Origin of the sequence: Vreelandella rituensis (assembly GCF_003336665.1) — a bacterium.
Classification (GTDB): Bacteria; Pseudomonadota; Gammaproteobacteria; order Pseudomonadales; family Halomonadaceae; genus Vreelandella; species Vreelandella rituensis.
Map to the genome: position 1 here is coordinate 1 of NZ_QPIJ01000062.1, position 21,672 is coordinate 21,672.

General features: G+C 57.7%; 15 protein-coding genes and 3 pseudogenes. 7 read left to right on the forward strand and 11 right to left on the reverse strand.

Annotation, left to right across the window (positions count from 1 at the left end; genetic code table 11):
• Window positions 1–126 precede the first annotated feature (126 nt).
• Window positions 127–366 (reverse strand): annotated as a pseudogene (locus DU506_RS18035) (IS66 family transposase); the annotation flags it as partial.
• 424 nt (window positions 367–790) lie between these two features.
• Between DU506_RS18035 and DU506_RS18040 the strand changes: the two are divergent.
• Both DU506_RS18040 and DU506_RS18045 read left to right on the forward strand, forming a co-directional pair.
• Complete coding sequence (locus tag DU506_RS18040; protein WP_114488265.1) at window positions 791–1,765, forward strand: phosphoribosyltransferase; 975 nt, start codon at window positions 791–793, stop codon at window positions 1,763–1,765.
• Between the two features lie 650 nt (window positions 1,766–2,415).
• A complete protein-coding gene (locus DU506_RS18045; protein WP_181870810.1) occupies window positions 2,416–2,667 on the forward strand; it encodes a transposase in 252 nt (83 codons plus the stop codon).
• 9 nt (window positions 2,668–2,676) lie between these two features.
• On the opposite strand, the pseudogene tnpC reads toward DU506_RS18045, so the two are convergent.
• Window positions 2,677–4,039, reverse strand: a pseudogene (gene tnpC / locus DU506_RS18050) (IS66 family transposase).
• Between the two features lie 133 nt (window positions 4,040–4,172).
• On the opposite strand from tnpC, the gene DU506_RS18055 reads away from it, so the two are divergent.
• From DU506_RS18055 to DU506_RS18080, 5 genes and pseudogenes are all read left to right on the forward strand, one after another.
• On the forward strand, window positions 4,173–5,522 hold the full coding sequence (locus DU506_RS18055; RefSeq protein WP_114488266.1) for a hypothetical protein: 1,350 nt from the start codon (window positions 4,173–4,175) through the stop codon (window positions 5,520–5,522).
• Window positions 5,523–5,770: 248 nt separating this feature from the next.
• Window positions 5,771–6,696, forward strand: a pseudogene (locus tag DU506_RS18060) (zinc ribbon domain-containing protein).
• Between the two features lie 420 nt (window positions 6,697–7,116).
• A complete protein-coding gene (locus DU506_RS18070; RefSeq protein ID WP_114488268.1) occupies window positions 7,117–9,987 on the forward strand; it encodes a caspase family protein in 2,871 nt (956 codons plus the stop codon).
• A 128-nt stretch (window positions 9,988–10,115) separates the two neighbouring features.
• Window positions 10,116–11,876, forward strand: a complete 1,761-nt coding sequence (locus tag DU506_RS18075; RefSeq protein ID WP_147273776.1) for a gluzincin family metallopeptidase — start codon at window positions 10,116–10,118, stop codon at window positions 11,874–11,876.
• Between the two features lie 67 nt (window positions 11,877–11,943).
• A complete protein-coding gene (locus tag DU506_RS18080) occupies window positions 11,944–12,423 on the forward strand; it encodes a hypothetical protein (protein ID WP_147273777.1) in 480 nt (159 codons plus the stop codon).
• A gap of 82 nt (window positions 12,424–12,505) precedes the next feature.
• Here the strand turns inward: DU506_RS18080 and DU506_RS18085 are convergent, their stop codons facing one another.
• From DU506_RS18085 to DU506_RS18125, 9 genes are all read right to left on the reverse strand, one after another.
• Window positions 12,506–14,983: an arsenate reductase (azurin) large subunit gene (locus DU506_RS18085; protein ID WP_114488271.1), complete on the reverse strand. Its 2,478-nt coding sequence runs from the start codon at window positions 14,981–14,983 to the stop codon at window positions 12,506–12,508.
• 15 nt (window positions 14,984–14,998) lie between these two features.
• On the reverse strand, window positions 14,999–15,520 hold the full coding sequence (locus DU506_RS18090; protein ID WP_114488272.1) for an arsenate reductase (azurin) small subunit: 522 nt from the start codon (window positions 15,518–15,520) through the stop codon (window positions 14,999–15,001).
• 132 nt (window positions 15,521–15,652) lie between these two features.
• Entirely contained in the window at window positions 15,653–15,889 is a 237-nt protein-coding gene (locus DU506_RS18095) for a thioredoxin family protein (protein WP_114488273.1), read from the reverse strand.
• A gap of 14 nt (window positions 15,890–15,903) precedes the next feature.
• Window positions 15,904–16,914, reverse strand: coding sequence for a permease (locus DU506_RS18100; protein WP_114488274.1), 1,011 nt, complete (start codon window positions 16,912–16,914; stop codon window positions 15,904–15,906).
• 91 nt (window positions 16,915–17,005) lie between these two features.
• Entirely contained in the window at window positions 17,006–17,557 is a 552-nt protein-coding gene (locus DU506_RS18105; protein ID WP_114488275.1) for an RNA polymerase sigma factor, read from the reverse strand.
• A gap of 148 nt (window positions 17,558–17,705) precedes the next feature.
• Entirely contained in the window at window positions 17,706–18,806 is a 1,101-nt protein-coding gene (gene arsB, locus DU506_RS18110; RefSeq protein ID WP_114488276.1) for an ACR3 family arsenite efflux transporter, read from the reverse strand.
• Between the two features lie 13 nt (window positions 18,807–18,819).
• Entirely contained in the window at window positions 18,820–19,545 is a 726-nt protein-coding gene (arsH, locus tag DU506_RS18115; protein WP_114488277.1) for an arsenical resistance protein ArsH, read from the reverse strand.
• Window positions 19,542–20,036 (reverse strand): arsenate reductase ArsC, encoded by a 495-nt coding sequence (locus DU506_RS18120; protein ID WP_114488279.1) that lies wholly within the window; start codon window positions 20,034–20,036, stop codon window positions 19,542–19,544. Before DU506_RS18120 ends, arsH begins: the two co-directional genes overlap by 4 nt.
• 101 nt (window positions 20,037–20,137) lie before the next feature.
• On the reverse strand, window positions 20,138–20,797 hold the full coding sequence (locus DU506_RS18125; RefSeq protein WP_114488278.1) for an NADPH-dependent FMN reductase: 660 nt from the start codon (window positions 20,795–20,797) through the stop codon (window positions 20,138–20,140).
• Between the last annotated feature and the right edge of the window lie 875 nt (window positions 20,798–21,672).

A 21,672-nucleotide genomic window follows, 5' to 3' on the forward strand; every position in this document is an offset into this window, starting at 1 on the left:
CTAAAAAACAATATTGCATCGTTACCCCGTCAAGAAGACGTCAGATAGCCACCAAGCTCGGATTACGTAGTCGTAAAGCGCTAAATAATGACGCTACCGCGGGCGTGATGAATAAAGCGGGTTGACGGACGTCGAGAGAAAGCTGCGCATCCGGCAGAAGATCTCCGCACCTTCCCACGAGCGGAAGCAGCCCGATATCTTCTGCTGGACCTTGGTCATCCGCAGGTCACGCTCACCCTGGTTGTCGGTAAAAGGCGCGGCCGAATCCTCAAGAAAACGCAGCACATCGTCCTTGCGTGCCTGGAGACGTTCGAGCAAATTGCGTGCCTTGGTGCGCTTGGCGCGCCCTCGGGTTCCAGGCGGAGGTTTGGCCGGCGATTGGCTCCCAACTGGATCGGTTCACTGTCAGCGAATGCGATCGCTATAATCGCTATATCCGTCATTGCGGCTATGGCCAGTCAGGATGAAAGAGCTCTAAGTGTAAACAGGTTGGTTAATGGTCTCTTCATGAAAAGATCATTAACCCATCATTTCAGTGACACGGTTTTGTCATCAGCGAGAATTAACGTTTCATTGTAAAACGTAATAAGGAATTTTATTCATTACAGAAGGGTATCCATGATGTCTTCTTAAACCCTAGATATGATGTTCTGTATTAAGGATATGGGGTTGACATGCCTTGGATATATACTCGCACTAGGACCATCACCGTCGGCTTCTACAAGAGCATTTTTACCGTAGCCATTCATGAGTTTGGCGGTCGAACCTGCTAAAAGGTGAGGTATAGACAATGAATTACAAATCTTATGGCGACTTGAGCGAGGACATCGCTGCGTCCTTGTTTCTTGTCCAAGGGAAAGGCTACGATTTAGTTGTTGGTATTCCCCGCAGTGGCATGATTCCGGCCAGCATGGTTGCTTTGGGCTTGCATATCGATGTGGTGGGACTCCCCGAATTCATTGCCAATCAACCACTGAAAACTCGCATGCATAGAAAGGCCGAGAGTCAGCCGAGCGTTGCGTGGGACGCGAAAAAGGTTCTTCTCATCGATGATAGCGTCATAACAGGGCGGACCGTGCAGGAGGCGCGGGATGCTATTCCCGACAATTGCCCTTGTACAATCGACACCTTGGTGATCTATGCAGATCCCGATGGTAAGCACCACGTCGATATTTCCTTTTGCATTCTGGAATCGCCCCGTGCTTTTCAATGGAACCTATTCACTCCCGCAATGCTTTCCCGAGCATGCGTCGATATCGATGGGGTGCTATGCGTCGACCCTACCGCTCATCAGAATGATGACGGTGAGAAGTACGTTGCTTTTTTGAATAACGCTGAGCCTCTTTTCCTGCCTTCCGGTCGAATCGGCTGCCTGGTCACCAACCGCCTCGAAAAGTACCGGCGTCAGACAGAGGCGTGGCTTAAGCAGCAAGGCATTGAATATGAGCGCCTAGTCATGCTGGATCTGCCTTCGAAAGAAGAACGGCAGCGCCAAGGTGTCCACTCTACGCACAAGGGCCTGTTCTACAAAAATGTTGATTACACTTTTTTCATCGAGAGTGACACCAAGCAGGCTGCGAGTATTGCAAAAATCTCGGGAAAAGCCGTTTATTGCTGTGAAGACAACCGAGTCTATATGCCAACAGATAAAGCTCCCATCAAAAAGGATCGGCGCGGTTATGCTAAACGCCTTCTTCGCTCCGTGAAGCGGAGAATCGTCTCTGGTCTTCCGCGTCCGCCCAAAGCGGCGTTGAAGGCGAAGTGAAGGTGTTGAGTGAATGCGCCCACGAATAATGCTGCGCATTGAGTCGGGCTTCATCGCTCCGCCACAAGGTGGAGAGCATGATCGGTGTGTAAAGGAAACGTTTGCCGCCTGACACCTGCCCGCTCTTTCGCCAGGTCAGTGTGTATTTCCACGCCCAGTAGCGGGCGCCTGTGTTGTAGCTGGCGCTAAGATCGGCGTTGTGTTTCACACGTCCCGAGCCATCGAAGACCCAGGCCGAGGTGTTACTAGCATAAAAAACATCCCTTGCCACCGGCTTCCCGCATCTTTTGCTCGATCAGCGTCACTAACCGACGATGCAGCCATTGATGGAAGCGCTGGCGCAGCTCTGAACATTTTTTACTGCCCTTGGGACGCCAGCCTTTCAGATATTACAGTACGAACACATCGGCCTCTTGGGCCAGCGCAAAGTGGACCCGGCGGCGTGAGGTCTGCTGGGTCATGTTCTCGTTAATATGCTGCACCTTGCGATACCACTGATGACCAAAGCCCTTCGTCAGCTTGCCGGTCTTGCACGCTTTGCCGCGAATCAACAGTAAGCAATGGGATGGACTCCTCCTCACCTAACCGGCATCTAAGTGCCAAAATGGAAGGTGAACCGTCAACCATCATAAAGATGAGGAGAAACCCAAATGAACATTATCCGCGTCGGTGTTGATATTGCCAAGTCAGTGTTTCACGTTCACGGTGTCGACCGTCACGATCAGGCCCAATGGCAGGGTAAGTACTCTCGAAACAAGTGGCTGGATGCACTAAGCCAAAAAGTGCCCGCCGGCGCCGAGATTGGTATGGAAGCTTGTGCTTCATCTCATCATTGGGCTCGGGAGCTTCAGAAACGGGGGTATCAGGTCCGACTAATAGCAGCTCAGTTTGTCAAACCGTAACTGTTCAGCTCACGCTGCCTGACTCCGCTCGTCTCGTCGCATGAACAAGGGCATCTCACCCGCAAAGAGTTGCTCCAGTGCCGCGTGAGCCGACAGGCCCTGCTTGGCGGACGTCGAGAGAAAGCTGCGCATCCGGCAGAAGATCTCCGCACCTTCCCACGAGCGGAAGCAGCCCGATATCTTCTGCTGGACCTTGGTCATCCGCAGGTCACGCTCACCCTGGTTGTTGGTAAAAGGCGCGGCGGAATCCTCAAGAAAACGCAGCACATCGTCCTCGCGTGCCTGGAGGCGTTCGAGCAGGATGCGTGCCTGGGTGCGCCCTCGGGTTCCAGGCGGAGGTTTGGCCGGCGGTGGGCTCTCGACGTCGCCTTCCGCCAGGCAATGGCGATAGCGCTCTCGCCATCGTCGAACCGCGTCGGGAGAGAGCCTGCCTCCGGCGTCTTCAACGGCCTGGTTCATCGCCAGCAGCAGATCATGCCGGGTTTTGGCCCAGGCCTGCTGGTCGTTTTCCCAGACACCGATCAGTTCGCGAAGGTGATGGGCATTGCACAGGGCATGCCGGCACTCCGTGTAGCGGTAGTAAGGCTTCCAGTGATCATGCACCAAGACACCTTGCACGAAGGGCAGTACGCCTATGGCGTCCATGGCCTCCTGACCCCGTTTGGCATGAGGCGCCAGCCAGGTCAGCGCCTCATTCGAGGCGCTGTGGAGCCAGTAGCGCTTGCCATCGATCTGATGCCGGTCTCGTCGGCATGAACGGTCGTTGCTTGCCTCAGCGCCGGTATCACCCACTCGGCGAAGGGTTCAGCCCGCTGGTAGACCTCCTGGTTGAAGGCAACCAGGGTGGCGGTGCTCAATGAAAGGTCACACTGCGAGGCCAGCAGCGACTGGATGCGACCGTAGGGCAGCCGTTGGTACTGCGAGAGATAGACAACATGCGCCCGAGATCGTCTTCCAGCACTTCAGCCTGATACTCGGTGACAAGCGACTGGATAAGGATGTCCTTGACCTGACGCTTCTCGATACCGATCGCGCGATAGATGCGCCCCCTGGGGAGCGTTCGACGGTCAACCGACAGCTTGACGACCTCGTCGGGATCATCGGCGGGCACCAATGTCGTGCCTTCATGTCCTGGCTGACCGCCAGGCTTGCGCTCGCCAGCAGCCCGTGAACGGCGCACACGGTTCATGTCCTGCGACGGCGGCTTGCTGCTGTTACGACTGCTGGTCGCCAACCGATCCGCCATCAACTTGACCAGCAACATCAGCACGTCGATGGCAGCACGCAGCGAAGGTGAGACCGTACGATCTTCCTTGAGCTGCTGCCTGACGCGTTCCAGGGCCTCGTCGACGTTGATATCGCTGATGGTCATGTTATCTGATGAGAGAGTTGCCGAATGTCGATACTATGCCTGAAGAAATAGCAGGTTGGCGAGTACAGCCTGGAACCTGCTAAATAGTTACCAAATATTTTTATACTTTCTTGGATGGTAAAAAGGGGGGGCTATGAAAGATAAACTTAAATTTCTGGGTCTGTTTTTAGTCATCGGTCCTATGGCTGCCTTTTATCAAAATGAGGCCAAGGGTTTGGGGAAGCGACCGATTTTTGACCAAATCAACCAGGAGAGGCAGTCCGATCAGAATAAAAATGACTCTGCTGCAGATAAAAAAGATAACTCTGCTGCCCCTAATATGGGTAAGTATGTCGACGACACATTCTCATGTCTTAAAACCTATAAGGGGCCTATTACGGACCTCAGTGGCTACCATAAGTATGATAATTTTAATCTCTACGACGCGGGCAGCAAGCGGGTGCCGGTAGAATCCCGATTTGACGCCAGAGATGGAATTTGGCACCAACGAAAATTTCCTGATGCACCCAACGGCCTTCCTGTAAAAATAAGTAGTGGCTCTGTCAACGGCGGTTCATTACCTACTCCTGTCTGCTTTGCGGGTGGTACTTTTATTGGAACCAACGATCCTAAAATGAGTTGGAGGGAGGCAAAGCAAAGACCTCGTGGGCGAGCAATACTTTTGGTATCTGATAAGTCTATCATCGATGGTGCGCGCATAGACAACGTCGGTGAGGACGGAGTCGGCTTATTTGTTCCTCGCAAACACAAGGCGGTCACGTCTTACAATCGCCATACTGTGCGCAACACATGGTTTTCAAATATTTTTGACGATGCCATTGAGGAGACCCAAATGCAGACTATGCTTGTCGAGGACACGCTGTTTGACGGTGTGATGCAAGCAGTAGCGACAGATCCGGCAGGAGGATCATCAGATGCTTATCGAAAAAATTTGGTAACACTTAATGAAGTATTGATTCGAACTAAGCCTGTGCCACACCCAGATAAAAAAAGGGCTCCTTACGGAGTTTACCATGGTTTTGGCTTGAAAATGCGTTCGGCGACTCCCCATAGCTGGTCGATTCAAAAATCTGTTTTTGCCTATGATGACCGTGAAAAGCCCCATGGTAATGGTTTTGCAAGTCGATTTCGGGATGCCCTTTCAACAACGGAGTCCTGTTCGAACAATGTGATCGCATGGATGGGAGATAGTGTCTGGCCGGCAAAAGTGCTGGTTGAGAGAAGGGCAATCAAAGAGATTGAAAATCTGAATAAGAAATTCCCCGGCTGTTTTACTATCCTTGAAGGTCGAGAAGCCCGGCGATTTTGGGAAGGGGCTCGTAAGAATTGGATCAACTGCCACCCCCAGGTTGGGCGCATTCCTAAAAATGTCAGTCCTAAACTTCCCAATGGGGACCCGTCATCCGATATCTCAAAGTGCGACACCAATGCTTATGGAGGAGGCGGCACAAATATCTCAGCAACTATCTCATTAGTCCCCTGACGCATTTCCTAAAATGTTCTCCTCAGAAGAGTTCCAAGCTGAGCTTTTCTGGGGTTGACCCTGGGATACTGAATGTCATGAACGGATGGACCAACAGCTAGGACACCGGCTCAAATTTCATTTTTTTTGACTCGATCAATGTACAGCCTAATGTACACCTGAATCCGTGAGACTGGCCCCTGCAGTGCTTCTAACCCCCTGATCTTCATGGCAAGATAGCGGGTGTTGCCATTCACCCAGACAGCTCCATGCCTAACGTCAAGTTCCGCGCCAGTCGCCGCACCCTCACCAGTCACGCCGGGCTATCCATCATCGGGCAGTGTGTCGAGATCGCGGGTGTCGACAGTATTGACAGCCGTTTCCCCACCACGCTGGGCATGCGCACCAGCGACGTGGTCAAGAGCTACCTGGGCCTGTTGTGTCTGGGCATGAGCGACTATGACGCCATCGAAAACGTCCGCCGCGACAAGTCCTTCCAACAACTGCTGACTCTGCAGAAGGTGCCGAGCACGGCAACGTTGCGACAGCGGCTGGATAAACTCGCCGCCAACGGCCTGCAGGCGCACACTGCCACCTGGTCCACTACCCTGCTGTCACTGGTGGAGGTACCGATCACCGCCGAGACGACGCACGTCTGCCTGGACATCGACACCTTCGTCATGGACAACAGCAACTCCAAGAAGGAAGGTGTCTCGCGGACCTACAAGAAGGTCGATGGCTACACTCCGATCGCCGCTTATCTGGGCAACGAAGGGTGGTGTTTGGGCCTGGAGCTAAGCAGCACACCATGAAGGAGAGCAATGCCTTCCTGGAGCGGGTGCTGCCCCGCGCCCAAGGCCTGACGGAGAACCCCATCTTGCTGCGTGAGGACAGCGGCTTCGACAGCCAGGCACACCTGGCTCTGCTCGAACGGCAGCGGCAGGCCTTTGCTGACATGGGCCGCCAGCTCGACTACAAAGCAGAATGGGCGGGGCGTCAGTTCGTCCAGATCGACCGCTGGTATCCTAGCTCGAAACGCTGTCATGGCTGCGGGTTTGTACTGGAATCCCTGTCGCTCGATGCTCGCATCTGGGACTGCCCCGGCTGCGGCACCCAAGGCATCGACCGCGATGTGAATGCAGCCTGTAACATTCTACAGGCCGGCACCGCGCTGTTAGCCGGTGCTGAGAGTTGAGGCACTACCGAGGGGCACTCGGAAATGTACGCCTGTGGAGTTTGTGTAAGACCGGCAATGCCAAGGCATTGAGGCGACGGACAGCGAGGCAGGAACCAGGAAGGCGACGACCTGGGAATCCCCTTCTGCAAGCGCGTCAGCGCTGAAGGTGGGGGAGGATGTCAAGCAGTTGTCAGGAACCGCAACAGCGCCGTGGTTGTGTTGCGAACTCCCTCCCATTGGCTATGTTAGAGGTCTGTGGGTTGGTTCCCTCAGGTTAATCGATTTCTGTATTCAATAGGAAGGCCAAAACAGATGGCTTTCGCATGGTTTGTCGCCTATACCTGAAAACAACGGATATTGCGTGTTTCGTTAAGAACAGCACCGAAGACTGTCGGGGTGTGGTCAGTACCATTATAAAGACTTAGAGAAGGAGTACCTATGCCTCCTCCCTTCAAGCAAGTCACCCGTGAGCAGTTCGCCGAGCTATTGGGGCACTTCGATTTCAAGCGTAATGTGGATGCCGTCCATATGCATCATACCTGGCGACCGAACCACAGTCACTACGACCCAGCAGACGGCCACCGATCCATTCTTGGCATGTACCTTCACCACACCCAGGTGAAACACTGGCAGGATATCGCCCAGCACCTCACAATCGCGCCGGACGGCACGATCTGGTTGGGCCGTAGCTGGAACCTGCCACCGGCCAGCGCCGCAGGGCATAATGGCAATCTTCAATTCGGTCCCTTCATGCTCGAGGTCATAGGCAACTTTGACGTCGGTCGCGACCGCCTCGAAGGAGCACAGCGAGACGCGGTGATCGATGTCATCGCCCAGGTGCAGCATCGATTTGATCTCGGGCCGGAAACGCTGCGCTTTCATAACGCGATGTCCGCCAAGCCCTGCCCTGGCAGCTCGATCGACCGCGCGCAGGTGGTGAAGGAAGTGCGCGCGCGCCGAAAACAGATTACCCGTCCCGACGCTACCCTACCCGAGGCCCCACGCAGTCCCTTTCCGCCGGAAGCCGAGGCGGATGTCGCGGCAGTTCAGGAGGCGCTCGCCTGGATGGGTCATGAGGTGCTCCCCTACATTGACCCGGCGGATGCCGAACCGGAGTATGGCGATGAAGCCCGAGAGGTCTTGCCTCAAGCCGTTGCCCTCGCCGGAGAACGTGGCAGCGGGCTAACGCCAAGCCAGCTAGCTGCCCTGCGCCCGCATTTGGTCAATTTGAACGGCGGTAGGTTCTCCAGCGACGGCGATTGGGATACCGACCAGGGCGACGTTGATGCGCTCTTCGATCGAGACCTAGAGCTGGCACTGCAAGCGGCGGAGCAGGAGGGGCGAGCGCTGCGCATCGTATTCTTCGCCCATGGCGGACTGGTCAAGGAATCGTCCGGCCTGGAGATCGCCCACAAGCACCTTGCCTGGTGGCAACGCAATCATGTCTATCCGATCTACTTCGTGTGGGAAACGGGGCTTTTCGAGACGCTTGGCCAGCTGCTGGCCCGAGCCCTGTCCGGAGCTCGTAACTTCGTTTCCGATCACGTCACCGACCCGCTGATCGAGACCATTGCCCATGACGCCGGTGGTGTCATGACTTGGAGCGGCATGCAATTCGCGGCGCGACTGGCGTCGGCCACCCCCGAGAGCGTCGATGGCGAGGGCGGGGCGCATTATGTGGTGCGCAAGCTGAAGGCGTTCTGTGAGCGCCATACCGAAAAGGCCATCGAATTACATGCGGTCGGCCACAGCGCCGGCTCGATCTTCCTTGCCCACTTTTTGGATGCAGCCTCTACCCTCGGTGTGCCGTCGTTCAAGAGCATGCATTTTCTCGCCCCGGCGATCCGTGTCGACCTGTTCCGCAAGCTCGTCGAAAATCGGATCGGAGCCGGCAAGGGGGTCGACCGGCTGTGCCTGTTCACCATGTACCGCGATTTCGAACGCGACGATCACTGTGCGAGAATCTACCGCAAGTCCCTGCTTTACTTGATCTATTATGCCCTTGAACCGGAGCGTAAGGAGCCGATTCTGGGATTGGAGGAGTGCTTGCGTCGAGACGCCAGCATGCGCACCCTATTCGGGCTCGATTCGCCGCGTGTCGGCGATGCTGAGGTGGTGTTTTCACGTTCCCCGACTGACAACGGCCGAAGTGCGAGCCTTAGCACTACCCACGGCGGTTTCGATGACGATGCCGCAACGATGAACAGCGTGCTTCGCCGTATTCTCGGCAAAGCCGATGCGGACACTATTGAGCCCTATTCCATGACTGCCACGGCGGAAGGCGTCGGCGGCACGTGGTTCGATCAAGTCGACTGGCCAGAGCGTCAAGGTGGCGAGGCAATCATCGCCGTGCGCCATACGGGGAGCGCTTTTGCTACCGGCGATACGCGTGTCACGACGATCAGCCCTAAGGGACGTCGATGCGCCCTGTGCGTCGGCATCAACCACTATTCGAGTGCGCCGCTCAATGGATGCATTGCCGATGCCGAAGAGTGGGCGGATACGTTTCGAAAACTTGGCTTTGAGAGCATCGTAATGTGCGACGCCGAGGCGACGCACGAGTCGATACTGCGCCGCCTGGGAGAGATGCTGGCATCCAGCACGGCCGGCGATGTGCTGGTTTTTCAGTTCGCCGGCCATGGGACTCAGTTGCCCGACCTCAATGGGGATGAGAGCGACGGCAAAGATGAGGCGATGGTGCCTTACGACTACGCTAGCGGGGCCTATCTGATCGACGATGATGTACGCGAGTTATTTAGCGGCCTTCCTGATGGGGTGAATCTGACCTGCTTCTTCGATTGTTGTCACTCCGGTACCAATACCCGCTTCGCGATCGGGACCGAAGGGTTAGCACAGCGCAGCGATGAGCGGCGCCGTTTCCTCGTGCCCAGTGTAGCCATGCAAGAGGCCCATGCTGCCTTTCGGCGTCGGCTTCCAGCCTCGCGCAAGTTGGTGCGAAGTGGTCCCGAGAAGATGCGTAATATCGCCTTTTCCGCCTGCTTGCCTTACGAGTCAGCCTGGGAGAGTAACGGGCATGGGGATTACACGGTACGCGCGACGCGCCTGCTGCGGGCTGGCATACAAGGCATGACCAACGAGCAGTTCAACCAACGCATTGTCGCTGATTTCGGACCGGGAGCGCGCCAGCGGCCGATGCTGGACTGTGCGCCCGCCGCCATTCTCCTAGGGTTGCTTGCTCCGCTTACCGTAACCGGCAGTCATTCCACATCCTCTCTGTCGCCGGCGTTGCTGTCCGACATCAAGGCGACGTTGCAATCACTGCTCGGGCGACTCGACCCACCCAACTAGTCGGCATGATTGCTATGAACAAGAGCCAGTCCCCCTATGCAGGTGTTCATTCCGCTCCCGTGCAACGTAATAGTGGTGCGTCGCGGAGGGAGCGTTCCTATACTCTGGGCGAAGGTGTTTTGCGCCTCGTGCCGGCACCCTACGAGCGGCAGCAAGGGGATCCTCTTTATCGCAGGCTGCACATCTATACAGCCGATCCTTCCACGCCACAGCTGGAGGGGGCGGTTGCCTTGGTGGAGGTCCCCTATGAGCCTCTCGAGAGGGGACCCGCCGGCCGCTTTTGTCGGGTAGATGACTATGACGAGACACGGGGTGTGCGTTATCGACCAGCGGACCTCGACGAAAACAACGTCTTGATTCGTTGTGGCTATGAGCCGTCGCAGTCTGACCCTCGTTTTCATCAGCAGATGGTATATGTCGTCTGCAGCAGCGTGTGTGCGACCTTCCGAGTGGCGCTGGGAAGGCAGGTCACCTGGCGGCCCGGAGTGGAGAGGCTAGTGCTGCGTCCCCATGCCAGAGTGATGGAGAATGCCTACTATGATGATCTTGCAGGCGCTATCGATTTCGGTTACTACCCAGCGCGCGCGAGCACGCGGGGGATGCTGCCCGGTGGGTTCGTTTTCACCTGTCTGTCGCATGACATCGTTACTCATGAAGTGACCCATGCCCTCCTGGATGGATTACGTGCCGAGTTCTCTCAACCCTGTGGCCTCGACGTCGTCGCCTTCCACGAGGCATTTGCTGATCTCGTAGCGATCCTGCAGCGTTTCCGCTACCGCGATGTGGTTCTTAATGCGATCCGTCGCACTCAAGGCGATATCACTGGTGCAGGCTACTTGACCGAACTAGCGCGCCAGTTCGGCAATACGACGGGGCGACGCGGGGCCCTACGTGATGCTATCAGTATTGATTCAGAAACTGATCAGCCAATGCAGTACAGCGATACCCTAGAACCGCACGCGCTCGGCGCCATCCTCGTCGCGGCCATATTCGAGGCCTTCTCCCGTGTCTATCGGCGCAAGACACAACGCTACGTGCGACTCGCCACCGGGGGAACCGGTATCCTGCCACCGGGTGAGATTATGCCTGATCTTCAGACGGTGCTTGCCGATGAAGCAGCGAAACTGGCGGGTCACTTCCTTTCCGTCTGCATTAGGGCGATTGATTATTGCCCACCGGTCGGAGTGACGTTCGGCGATTACTTGCGCGCCCTGATCACTGCAGACGCCGATCTTGTGCCCGACGACCGTTGGGATTACCGCGGTACGCTGATTGAGGCGTTCCGACGCCGTAATATCTATCCGCGCCATGTCACCAGCCTTACCCAGGATGCGCTGCTGTGGCGCGGTACGCGTACCGCGCTGCCGCCGATCGAAGGCTTGAGCTTTGCCTACCTGAAATTTCGTGGAGATCCTGCCTGTGTGGCCGATGCCGACGAACTGCGCCGCCAGGCAGAGGTTCTTGGTGAGTTTGTCACCCGACCCGAGCACCTGCATGAATTCGGCCTGGTCGCGGCTGACGATCCGCGCCTCGAAGGTGATTCGGTTTCTCCACCACGCATTGAGTCCATCCGCAGCGCACGCCGTATCGGACCCGACGGCCAGGTCGTCTTCGACCTTATCGCCGAGGTGATACAGGCGCGCACCGTTCGAGCCGATGTCGAGGACGCCTCATTCATCTATCACGGCGGAGCTACCGTCATCCTGGGACCCGCAGGAAACGTGCGTTATGTCATATTGAAGAGCCTGCTGGGGGCCGAACGGCGGGAGCGCCGTCGTGCCTTCTTCCTCGGGCCGGCGGGCTCGCGCTACTGGGAATTGCAGGACGGGTCATGTCAGCGACGTGAGCGTCTGTTTGCCTTGTTGCATGAATCTCCAATGGCCGAGTGAGTATGAGTGTGGCCTTACTCGCCATTGAGACTTAGCTGCCTCAAGTTCCAAGCGCAACAGTCGTCGCTTGAGTCGCTTTCAAGCGACGCCCCGCCGGTGGGTGCCGCCCCCTATATCTATCTTCATATTCACCTGCTCAAGCATCTGCGATGCGCTAGCCACTGCCCCGGCCCGCATCGACGGTGAACCGCTAGGCTATCGCATCCATCCCTGGCTCGCCAATGACCTCTTCTTGATGATGCGCGCCGATGGTGCAGCCATTGACCGACCGCTTCGAAACCTCTCGAATCTCGCCAGCTGTTTGTTGGTCTGGGTGGCCGCACCGCTGGTGCTGGCCGGCTTCTGGTGGCGTTCGATGCCCGCCCATGAGGAGTGGTTGACGCTCTTGCTTGCCCTTATAGCTTGCTCACTGCCACCTACGCAGGCCTTTCCGGCTGGTGGGGCGCCCGCAGCGCTTTTCACCGTGCCTACCGACGTCCCTGGCCGAAACCATGGCGTGGCCGGTGGCGCCACTCGGCCGGCTTTATTGTCGCGTTCGTCATCGTAGCCGTTAGCTGGCTGCGCACCGAGGGGGCGTCGACCATTACGTCAATCGCGCCATCGACTCTATCGGCGAAAGCGCCCTGGCTTCAGGAATAGCGCCGGCGCTTGAAGGACACATCCCGCAGGTAGGCGGGATTTGTCCCGATCCGACGAAGGTTGGCCCAACTGCCCTTGTAGTAGGGAATATGGTTGCGATCGGTCCATTCGCTGACAACGTCGCCCTGCACCCCGTTGGGATAGCCGAACATCATGAAGACCTGCCCGCGCTTCAAGTCGGGTTCCAGGTAGGCCATGGCGGTGGTTGCGCCGTAGTCGTTGTAAACCTCGACGATATCGCCGTTGGCGATGCCCAGAGTCTCGGCATCCTGGGGGTGAATTTCAATCGGCGCCATGGGGTAGCGGCCCTTGCGAAAGGCCAGGTGCTGGTCGTGGTAGGCAGACTGCCAGATCTGGTTGGTGCGACCGTTGTTGATCCAGAAGTCATAGCGCTCTTTCTGGCGTTCAATCACCTCGGGGAAACCGTTCCAGGGCGATGGCTGGAAATGCGCCTTTCCGTCATCGGTATCGAAGTTATTGTCTGTGTAGAGCATCTCGGTGCCGATGAGTTTGCCGTCCTGGTACGCCTTGATGGGCAGTTGGACGCCGTTGTTGCCGGCTGCGCGCAGTCGCTCATAGGTGGCCAGGTGCCCGGTCGGGCCCCCTTGGCTGTCGATCTCCTTCTCGTGAGCCATGCGGAAACCGTCGTTGAAGGCATCTTCATCGGTCGTCCAGTCGAACCCGGCGAAACGCTCGGCCATGGCTGCGTTGCCAGCCGACTCGTAGCGTTGCTTGAGGGCATTGGCCATGTTGGCCGCAATCAGCCAGTCGGGCCTGGCGATGCCGGGAGGGTCCATGAAGCGCTCGGATAGCCGCAGTCGCCGCTCGCCGTTCATGGAAGTCAGGTTCATCTCCCCAGGATGCGTCGCCGGCAGTACCAGGTGGGAATATTCGGCAAACTTGGTGCGGTAGAGGTCGATATCGACGATGAACAGACCGCCTTTATTCTTGACCGCGTCATAAACGATATCGATCAGCTCATCAGTGGTAGCACCGCGCGCTTCGCCCAGCGCCTGGTTGACGATGGCGGCTCGGCGCTTGATGACCTGACGATAGGTTTCGGCATTGAGGGTAGTCTGGAAAGCATTGCAGGCCCAGACCGTCAGCATCATGCCGTTGCCCTTGATCAGTTCCTGATCGATATAGGGCGCCGGGCGTCCACCGGGATAAGGTGGGCGCGTATAGCCTTCCTGGTGACCACCCATACGCACCACGCCGGTGCCTCGACGGCCCACGTTATGGGTCGCCACAACGAGATTGACGATGGCGGACTGAATCCGATAGTTGTCGTTGCCCCAGATCACGCCCTTCTCATAGGCGTGCATGGTGCGCGGGGCATGGCCGCTGGCTTTAGGCTTGTAGGCCCACTCGGCTGCCTTGATGATATCGGCTCGATCCAGGCCGGTAATGCGGCTGCACTCGTCCAGCTCCATGCGGTTGGCGGTGAGCATCTCATCAAAGCCGCTAGTGTACTCATCGATAAAAGCCTGGTCGTGCCAACCCTGATCGACCACATAGGTGAGTAGCCCATTGAACAAGGCAGTATCGGTGCCCGGTTGGATCGCCAGGTGCAGGACATTTTCCTTCCCGGCAACGGTCTCGCAGATTGCCACAGTCGGCGTGCGCCGTGGATCGACCAGGATGACTTTACCCTTGCCGACCGTCTCGGCGGGGAACCATTCCCGTTTCTTGGTGATGTTGGCACCCCTAAGGTTCGGCTCCCAGTGGGCAAGAAACCAGTTCGATTGCGTCTCGTAGGAGTTGCCGCCGGTGGAGAAAATGACATCGCAGACTTCCGCATCTTCGTAGCTGTTATTGAGCTCACCGATGCCCATGTCACGGCTGGCATGGCATTCCGAGTTGTAGGCGGGACGGTTGTGAATCCGCACCATTTTCGTCTGCATGCCGTTGAAAATCAGCTTGCCGGTCGCCCAGGTATTCTCGAAGCCGCCGCCCGCACCGCCATGGTCGAAGAGGTTGAAAAATAGCTGGTCGGGCCCGTCATTATCGAGGATGCGTTGGGTCAGGCCGGCATACAGAGCCATGGCGCGTTCCCAGTTGGTTTCCACCCAGTCGTCCCCGCTATACACCAGCGGATACTTGAGGCGCCGCTCGCCGATCGGGGTTTGTTCCGAATACATCACACTGGCCATCTGGCCGCCCCGCGTCGAAGATAGTCCCTGGTTAACGCTGCACGCCTTGTCGGGCAGAATCATGATGTTGTATTCGCGGCCATCATGATCCTTGATCCGGTTGACCATGGCCGGTGTCATGGTGATCTGCATGGGAGGAAGCTGGCGGGTGAAGTCGAGCCCTAACGCATTCTGGCCAGCGGCTCTGCCGCCCTCCTGGTTGGCGGGCCACTTGTAGACATGGTAACCACAGCCGACGATGCAGAAATGGCAGGCCATATTGGTTTTCTGAGCATCCACCGGAGGCAGGGGAATGCGATCCTTGAATTGGGTCATTGTTATTCTCCCGGTTCAGATGATATTGGCCTGGCGACCATAGATCAGGCCATCGATCGACACGGCAAGCAGGGTATCCTCGGCTTCGTCATATTCCAGAAGGATCCGAGGTAGGCCTTCGGTGGCATGGCCGATCACCATCTGGCCGGCGTTGTCAGGGTCGAAGATGCTGTAATGGCAGGGACACTTGAAGGTCTCCGCCTCCTGGTCGTAATTGACCGGGCAGCCCATGTGCGTGCATTGGGTGCTGTAGGCCACCACGTCTCTGTCCGGGCCAACCCCACCCTTGACCTCGCGGCCCTTGCGAATCAACACGCAGGGCGAGCGATTGTCGGGGTAGTTGAAGTAGACGGGCTGATTGACGGTAACGTCGTCCAGCCGGGCAACCACATCACGCGGATAGGGTAGGGTGGTGCTGCCGGCGGGAGGCGAGGAACTGCCTTGCTGTGCCTGGGCAACGGGAGATAGCGAAAGGGTGCCTAGAGCGGCACTGCTACCGGTCAACTTTAGGAAGTTACGGCGGCTCAATCGTGACATCGTCTGGCACTCCGGTGTTGTTGTTAGGGAGGCTTGTATCGGGATGGTTCCGTTGTGATATGTGGATATTCGTATTTGATGGTCTAAAATCTAGTTCTGTTCTGGCAGGTGTGCAAGATCGAAAGGTCTTGCTCAGGTCTTCAGCAGAGTCTCGATCTTGTTTCGATTCGGTACGCTGCCGCTGTGAACGAGCTTGCCGTCGATGGCAACGGCAGGGGTCGACATGACCTGGTAGCCCATGATGGCAGCAGGATCGGTCACCTTTTCCACCTCGACCTTGATGCCCAGTTCACCGGCCACGGCCTCGATCTGCTCGGCGGTGGTCACGCATTTCTTGCAGCCGGTACCCAATACTTCGATCTTTTTCATGATTTTTCTCCCGTTTAGTGAAATCCACTGAACAGCCAGGGGCTCAGCAGGTTGATCAGCCAGCCAACGATCATGAAATTGGCCAGCAGGATGACAAAGATGGTGGTGAGCAGTCGCCACTGCATGACCTGTTTTAGCATGATGAACTCAGGGAAGCTGGCCGCCACGGTGCTCATGCAGAAGGCCAGAGTGGTGCCCACCGGCAGGCCCTTAAGAATCAGACTCTCCATTACCGGGATGACGCCGGTGGCGTTGGAATACAGGGGCAGGCCCGCGAAGACGGCAACCGGCACGTTCCACCACTGGCCGCTGCCCAGGTTGTCGGCGAACCAGCCGTCCGGCACGAAGCCGTGAAGGGCGGCGCCCAGACCGACCCCGATGATCACCCACTTCCAGATTCGCCCGGCGATCTCCTTGAGCTCGTCGCGGGCAAATTCGTGGCGGTCCTTGAAGGTGAGAATGGGCACCTCGGGGGCGGGCGCGTCACCTTGGGGTGTCTCAGCGGCTTGTTGATAAGCCTTGGCGGCAAAATCCTTCAGCCAGCGCTCGCCCTTGAGGGTATCAAGGATCATGCCGCCACCGATGCCCACCGCCATGCCGATGGCGATGTAGACCAGAGTGAATTCCCAGCCCAGCAGGCTCCACAGCATGATGATCGCCACCTCGTTGATGATCGGTGAGGTGAACAGGAAGGCCATGGTGATACCCAGCGGAATGCCGGCGCTGGTAAAACCCAGAAACAACGGGATGCTCGAACAGGAGCAGAAAGGGGTGATGGCTCCAAAGCTTGCACCGAGCCCATAACCGGCCAGTCTTGGCTTCTGCTGGATGTAATGACGTACCCGCTCCAGATTCAGCGAGGCGCGCATCAGGGCGATCACGTAGATCATCACCACCAGCAGGGCGAAGATCTTGGTGGTGTCCTCGACGAAGAAGTGCAGCGAGGTGCCGAACTTGCTGGTGGGGTCCAGGCCCATCAGTTCGTAGACCAGCCAGTTGGCCAGCCAGGTAAATACCTCTAACATTTCAATCAGCTTCCTGTGTGATAGGCGTTGTCACCCAAGAAGACGCAGCAGGAGGCAAAAGGATGCAGCCTCGATGCAAAATACTTCTCGCCTATTCGCGGTGAGCGCTATGGCAACAGATGCATCCTTGCTCGTCGAAGACGATGCCACACTGCTCGATCAGTCGTTCGCGCAACCGTTGCCTGGCTCTACGAAGCCGCGCTTTAGTGGCAGGTAGTCCCAGGCCGTGACGTCTTGCGTAGTCAGCCTGTCGCGTACCTTCCAGGTCACACTGCTGGATAATATCGGCATCTTCCGGGGAGCAGCCGGGTAGCGCACGATAAATGCAGCCAGCGAGGCTTTCCAGCGGAGACGTTGACTCCGGCTCCACAAGGGTCTCGGGTGGCTCCTCGCCTGTCCAGTGCTTTGCGCGCCGCTGATCATCGATCCACTGATGTCGGGCAACACGAAAAAGCCAAGCTCGAGGTGAGTCTAACTCACAGAAACGGATGCGGTGGGCAAGTGCCTTGGCATAAACCCCTTGAAGGAGATCATCGGCGGCATCGCGATCACCGCTGTGTCTGAGCAGGAAACCTCTGAGCTCCTTATGGTGAGCTTGCCAAGCCGATTCAATGCAGGGGTATTGCTGGTGCTCGGCCGTCATTTTGTCCCTCTACAGAAAAAGTGAGTTCCACGCCAGCGATCTTGGCTCTGCCGCCGCAGCCATGGCGGGGCGATAGCCGCACCGTGGCCACACCACCTTTCTTATGTAGACACTCGCGGGCCCGGGCCGTGATCTCGATGGCCATGAGTCAGCTTTTCGCCTCGGCGGGCGCCTGCACGTCGGCCGTTGGGAAGTGGTGCCGGGTCTTGTTGGCGATGCGCACCAGGGCCAGCATCAGCGGTACTTCCACCAGAACGCCGACCACCGTGGCCAGCGCCGCACCGGACTGCAGACCGAACAGGGCGATGGCGGCGGCCACGGCCAGCTCGAAGAAATTGCTGGCGCCGATCATCGCCCCGGGGGCAGCGACGTTGTGGGGTACCTTCCATGCCTTGGCCCAGCCGTAGGCGATGAAGAAGATCAGGAATGTCTGGATAATCAGGGGGATGGCAATCAGTACGATATGCAATGGGTTGGCGATGATTACGTCGCCCTGGAAGGCGAACAGCAGCATCAGGGTGATGATCAGGCCGATGGGGGTGACCGGCGCCAGGCGCTTCATGAAGACGTTATCGAACCACTCGATGCCACGCCGCTTGATGACTGCCCGTCGGGTCAGGTAGCCGGCGCCCAGCGGAATGACGATGTAGAGCACCACCGACAGGATGACCGTGTCCCAGGGCACCTGGATGTTCGATACGCCGAGCAGGAAGACCACGATGGGGGCGAAGGCGAACAGCATGATCAGGTCGTTGAGCGCCACTTGCACCAGGGTATAGGCGGCGTCGCCTCGGGTCAGGTAGCTCCACACGAATACCATGGCGGTACAGGGCGCGGCGCCGAGCAGGATGGCCCCGGCCAGGTATTCACTGGCGCGATCCGCGGGAATCAGCGGGGCGAAGACCACGGTCAGGAAGAACCAGGCGATGGCGAACATGCTGAAGGGCTTGATCAGCCAGTTCACCGTGGTGGTGATGATCAGTCCCTTGGGCTGGCGGCGCACGCCGAGGATCGAGGTGAAGTCGATCTGCAGCATCATGGGAAAGATCATCGCCCAGATCAGGATCGCCACGGGGATCGATACCTGGGCGTATTCGAAGCGCGACAGCGCCTCGGGTATTGCCGGGGCGTACTGGCCGAGCAGCACCCCGACGACGATGGCCAGCGCTACCCACACTGAAAGGAAGCGCTCGAAGAGCCCCATGCCCTCTGCGGTGCTGGGTGACTGGGATTCCTGATGGGTGGTCATATCTTGATTCCTGTTAGATAGCGCGTTGGTTGACCCGGGTGGAGAGCTGCTCTGCCGATTCCTTGCGTTCGGAGTAGCGGTCGGTGAGCACCTCGCTGTGCCCACGCACCAACAGCGTGAACTTCACCAGCTCCTCCATGACGTCGACGATGCGGTCATAGTAGGGTGAGGGCTTCATACGGTCGTTGTCGTCAAACTCCATGAAAGCCTTGGGCACCGATGATTGGTTGGGCATGGTGACCATACGCATCCAGCGCCCCAGCACGCGCAGCTGGTTAACCGTGTTGAACGACTGGGAGCCGCCGGACACCTGCATCACTGCCAGGGTCTTGCCCTGGGTGGGGCGCACCGCGCCCAGTGCTAGGGGGATCCAGTCGATCTGCGCCTTCATGATGCCGGTCATGGCGCCGTGGCGCTCCGGCGAGCACCACACCATCCCTTCGGCCCACTCGGCTAGCTCGCGCAGTTCCGCCACCTTGGGGTGGTTCGCCTCCTCGGAATCCGGCAGAGGCAGGCCGTGCGGGTCGAAAATGCGCGTCTCGGCACCCATGGCGCGCAGCAGCCGTGCAGCTTCTTCCACCGCCAGACGGCTGAAGGAGCGGCTACGCAGGGAACCATAGAGCAGCAGGAAGCGCGGAGCATGCTCGCTGTCGTGGGGGAGTCCTAGGCTTGCGGCGCCGGGGACCCGAAACAGCTCGCGGTCGATATTAGGCAGTTCATCTAGTGGTCTGGTAGTCACGGTGTCTCTCCTTCTTCCTGCAAGACATGTTGGTGGATCTTCTCCAGAGCGTCACTCAGGGCATTGGGTGAAAGGTCATCCAGCGACAGGGCCAGCATGGCCTGGATTCGCTGTCGCAGGGCATCGAAAGTGCTGGCGAAGGCGGCCTCGATCTCAGCCTCTCTGCCCTTGGCCTTCGAGGGGTCGGGCACGCCCCAGTGGACGCGTACTGCCTTGCCGAGAAATAACGGACAGGCCTCGCCGGCGACGTCATTGCAGACGGTGATCACCACGTCCGGCCTCACGTCGAGATCATCCCAGGACTTGCTGAAGAGTCCCCGGGTGGAAATGCCTTCCTTTTCCAGCCAGATCAACGTTAGCGGGTTGACCTCGCTAGCCGGGTAGCTACCGCCGCTCCGGGCGCGATGCCGAGTCTCGCCCAGGTGGTTGAACACGGCTTCGGCATAGATCGAACGGCAGGAGTTTCCGGTACACAGGAATAGAACGTTCATGGCCGTCCCCATTGGACATTCATTCTTTATTGACAATAAACAGCGAATTTGCGCTGATAATATATGGATTTTCGTATATGAACAATGATTCCCAGCGACCCTCACGAGCTGGAAGGAGCATTGCGCTGTGCCGGTGTACGCTGAAGTGCTGGTGCCACCTGGGCCGGGTCCTGTGTCTGGCGATGGCGTGAGGTGGCTTCCGCCCACCAGATCAACTGATTCAGGGTGCGTCCAAAATAGTTGGACCAGCGGTCTTCATCCTTGAAGAACTGGCCCTCTTCATCGAGTACCTCCTGAGCCTTCGGTACATGGATCATCGCCGAGACCGGCAGGCAGCCGAGTTCCGAGAGAAAGGTGCGCATCGCCACCGCTGCCCGGGCACCGCCCCACTGGCCGGCCGAGTAGGTGACGATGGCGCTGGGTTTGAAAGAGAACCGCGAGCTGCCGAAGTGGTTGAGCAGGTGCGAAAGAGCCGGGCTCATGGAGTGGTTGTACTCGGGGCTGACCATCACGTAGCCATCGGCGGCTTCTATTTTCTGCGCCAGGGTGTCGAGCGCCTCGGGCACACTGGCGCGACCATAGGCGAAATGCGGCTTGAAGACCTGGCCAAGCTCGATATCCAGGGGATCGATCAGCTCAACACTGTGCTCCTCTAGAGAAAGTAGATCGGTACAGGCCCGAGCGACGCGCTGGCCGAGTCGGGCGGGCGAAGGTGGAGTGCTGTCGCGGGCTGTCCCCAGAAAGATCAGGAAATGAGCCATGGTGGTTCTCCTCATAGATATCAAAGCAATAGAATCGCAGAGAAAACGGGGTATTCTGACTACGGCATCTACCCCCATATGTTTTTCGTGCCGGGGACAGCACACCACGGCTCTATCCGGCTACTAGTTGGTTGGGCCACCACGCGCTGGTTGGTCTCGGATTTGTCGATCACCTTTCGTCGACGTTGCTTCCAGCTGCCAGTCGCGTATTCGATGAAGCGAAGATGCGCTGCTTCTCCCAGATCTCCTCGAAGCGGTTGGCCGACGCGGAGTCGATGTCCAATGCCAGCTTGGCGAGGCGCAGCCCAAGGCAGTCAAGCCCCGACGGCGCTTCCCCAGCGGGGCACCCACCATGTCGAGCCGTGCCTGAAGGCGTTGGTATGGGTCGCGGCGGGGAGTAATGGGATCAGCAGATTATGCAAAAAAATTGAGAGGCCTGCTTGGGTCACCTTTGGCATATTGTTGGTTTGGCGATTGACAACATGCCAATTCATGCAGGCTTTTCAATTATATCGCTCTGATTTAACTACTTATTTCCTGGGGGTCTGTCAGAGGTTATCTAAAAGCGCGTAATACCTCTTCCTGAGTCGCGTAGCGCGAAGGGAGTATAGGGACTCCTCCCCGGTTGCAAGCGCCGATGTCTGAAAAACGTAAGCCGATGCGTGCGTATAGACGGTCTCTTAGTGGGGTAGCTAACCCCTGACCCTAATGAATGACGCGCGCCTTCTCTCCTCAGAGGGGAGGTGGCTTCTAGGAGCCCAACCCTTCGACAGGTTTTGAGAAGGCCGGTCTGACCTGTTTTTCATCTTTCGGTGCTCGGCAACAAGGTGGCAATCCAGGCCGCTTGGCTAACCGTGATCGTGTGGATTTATAGC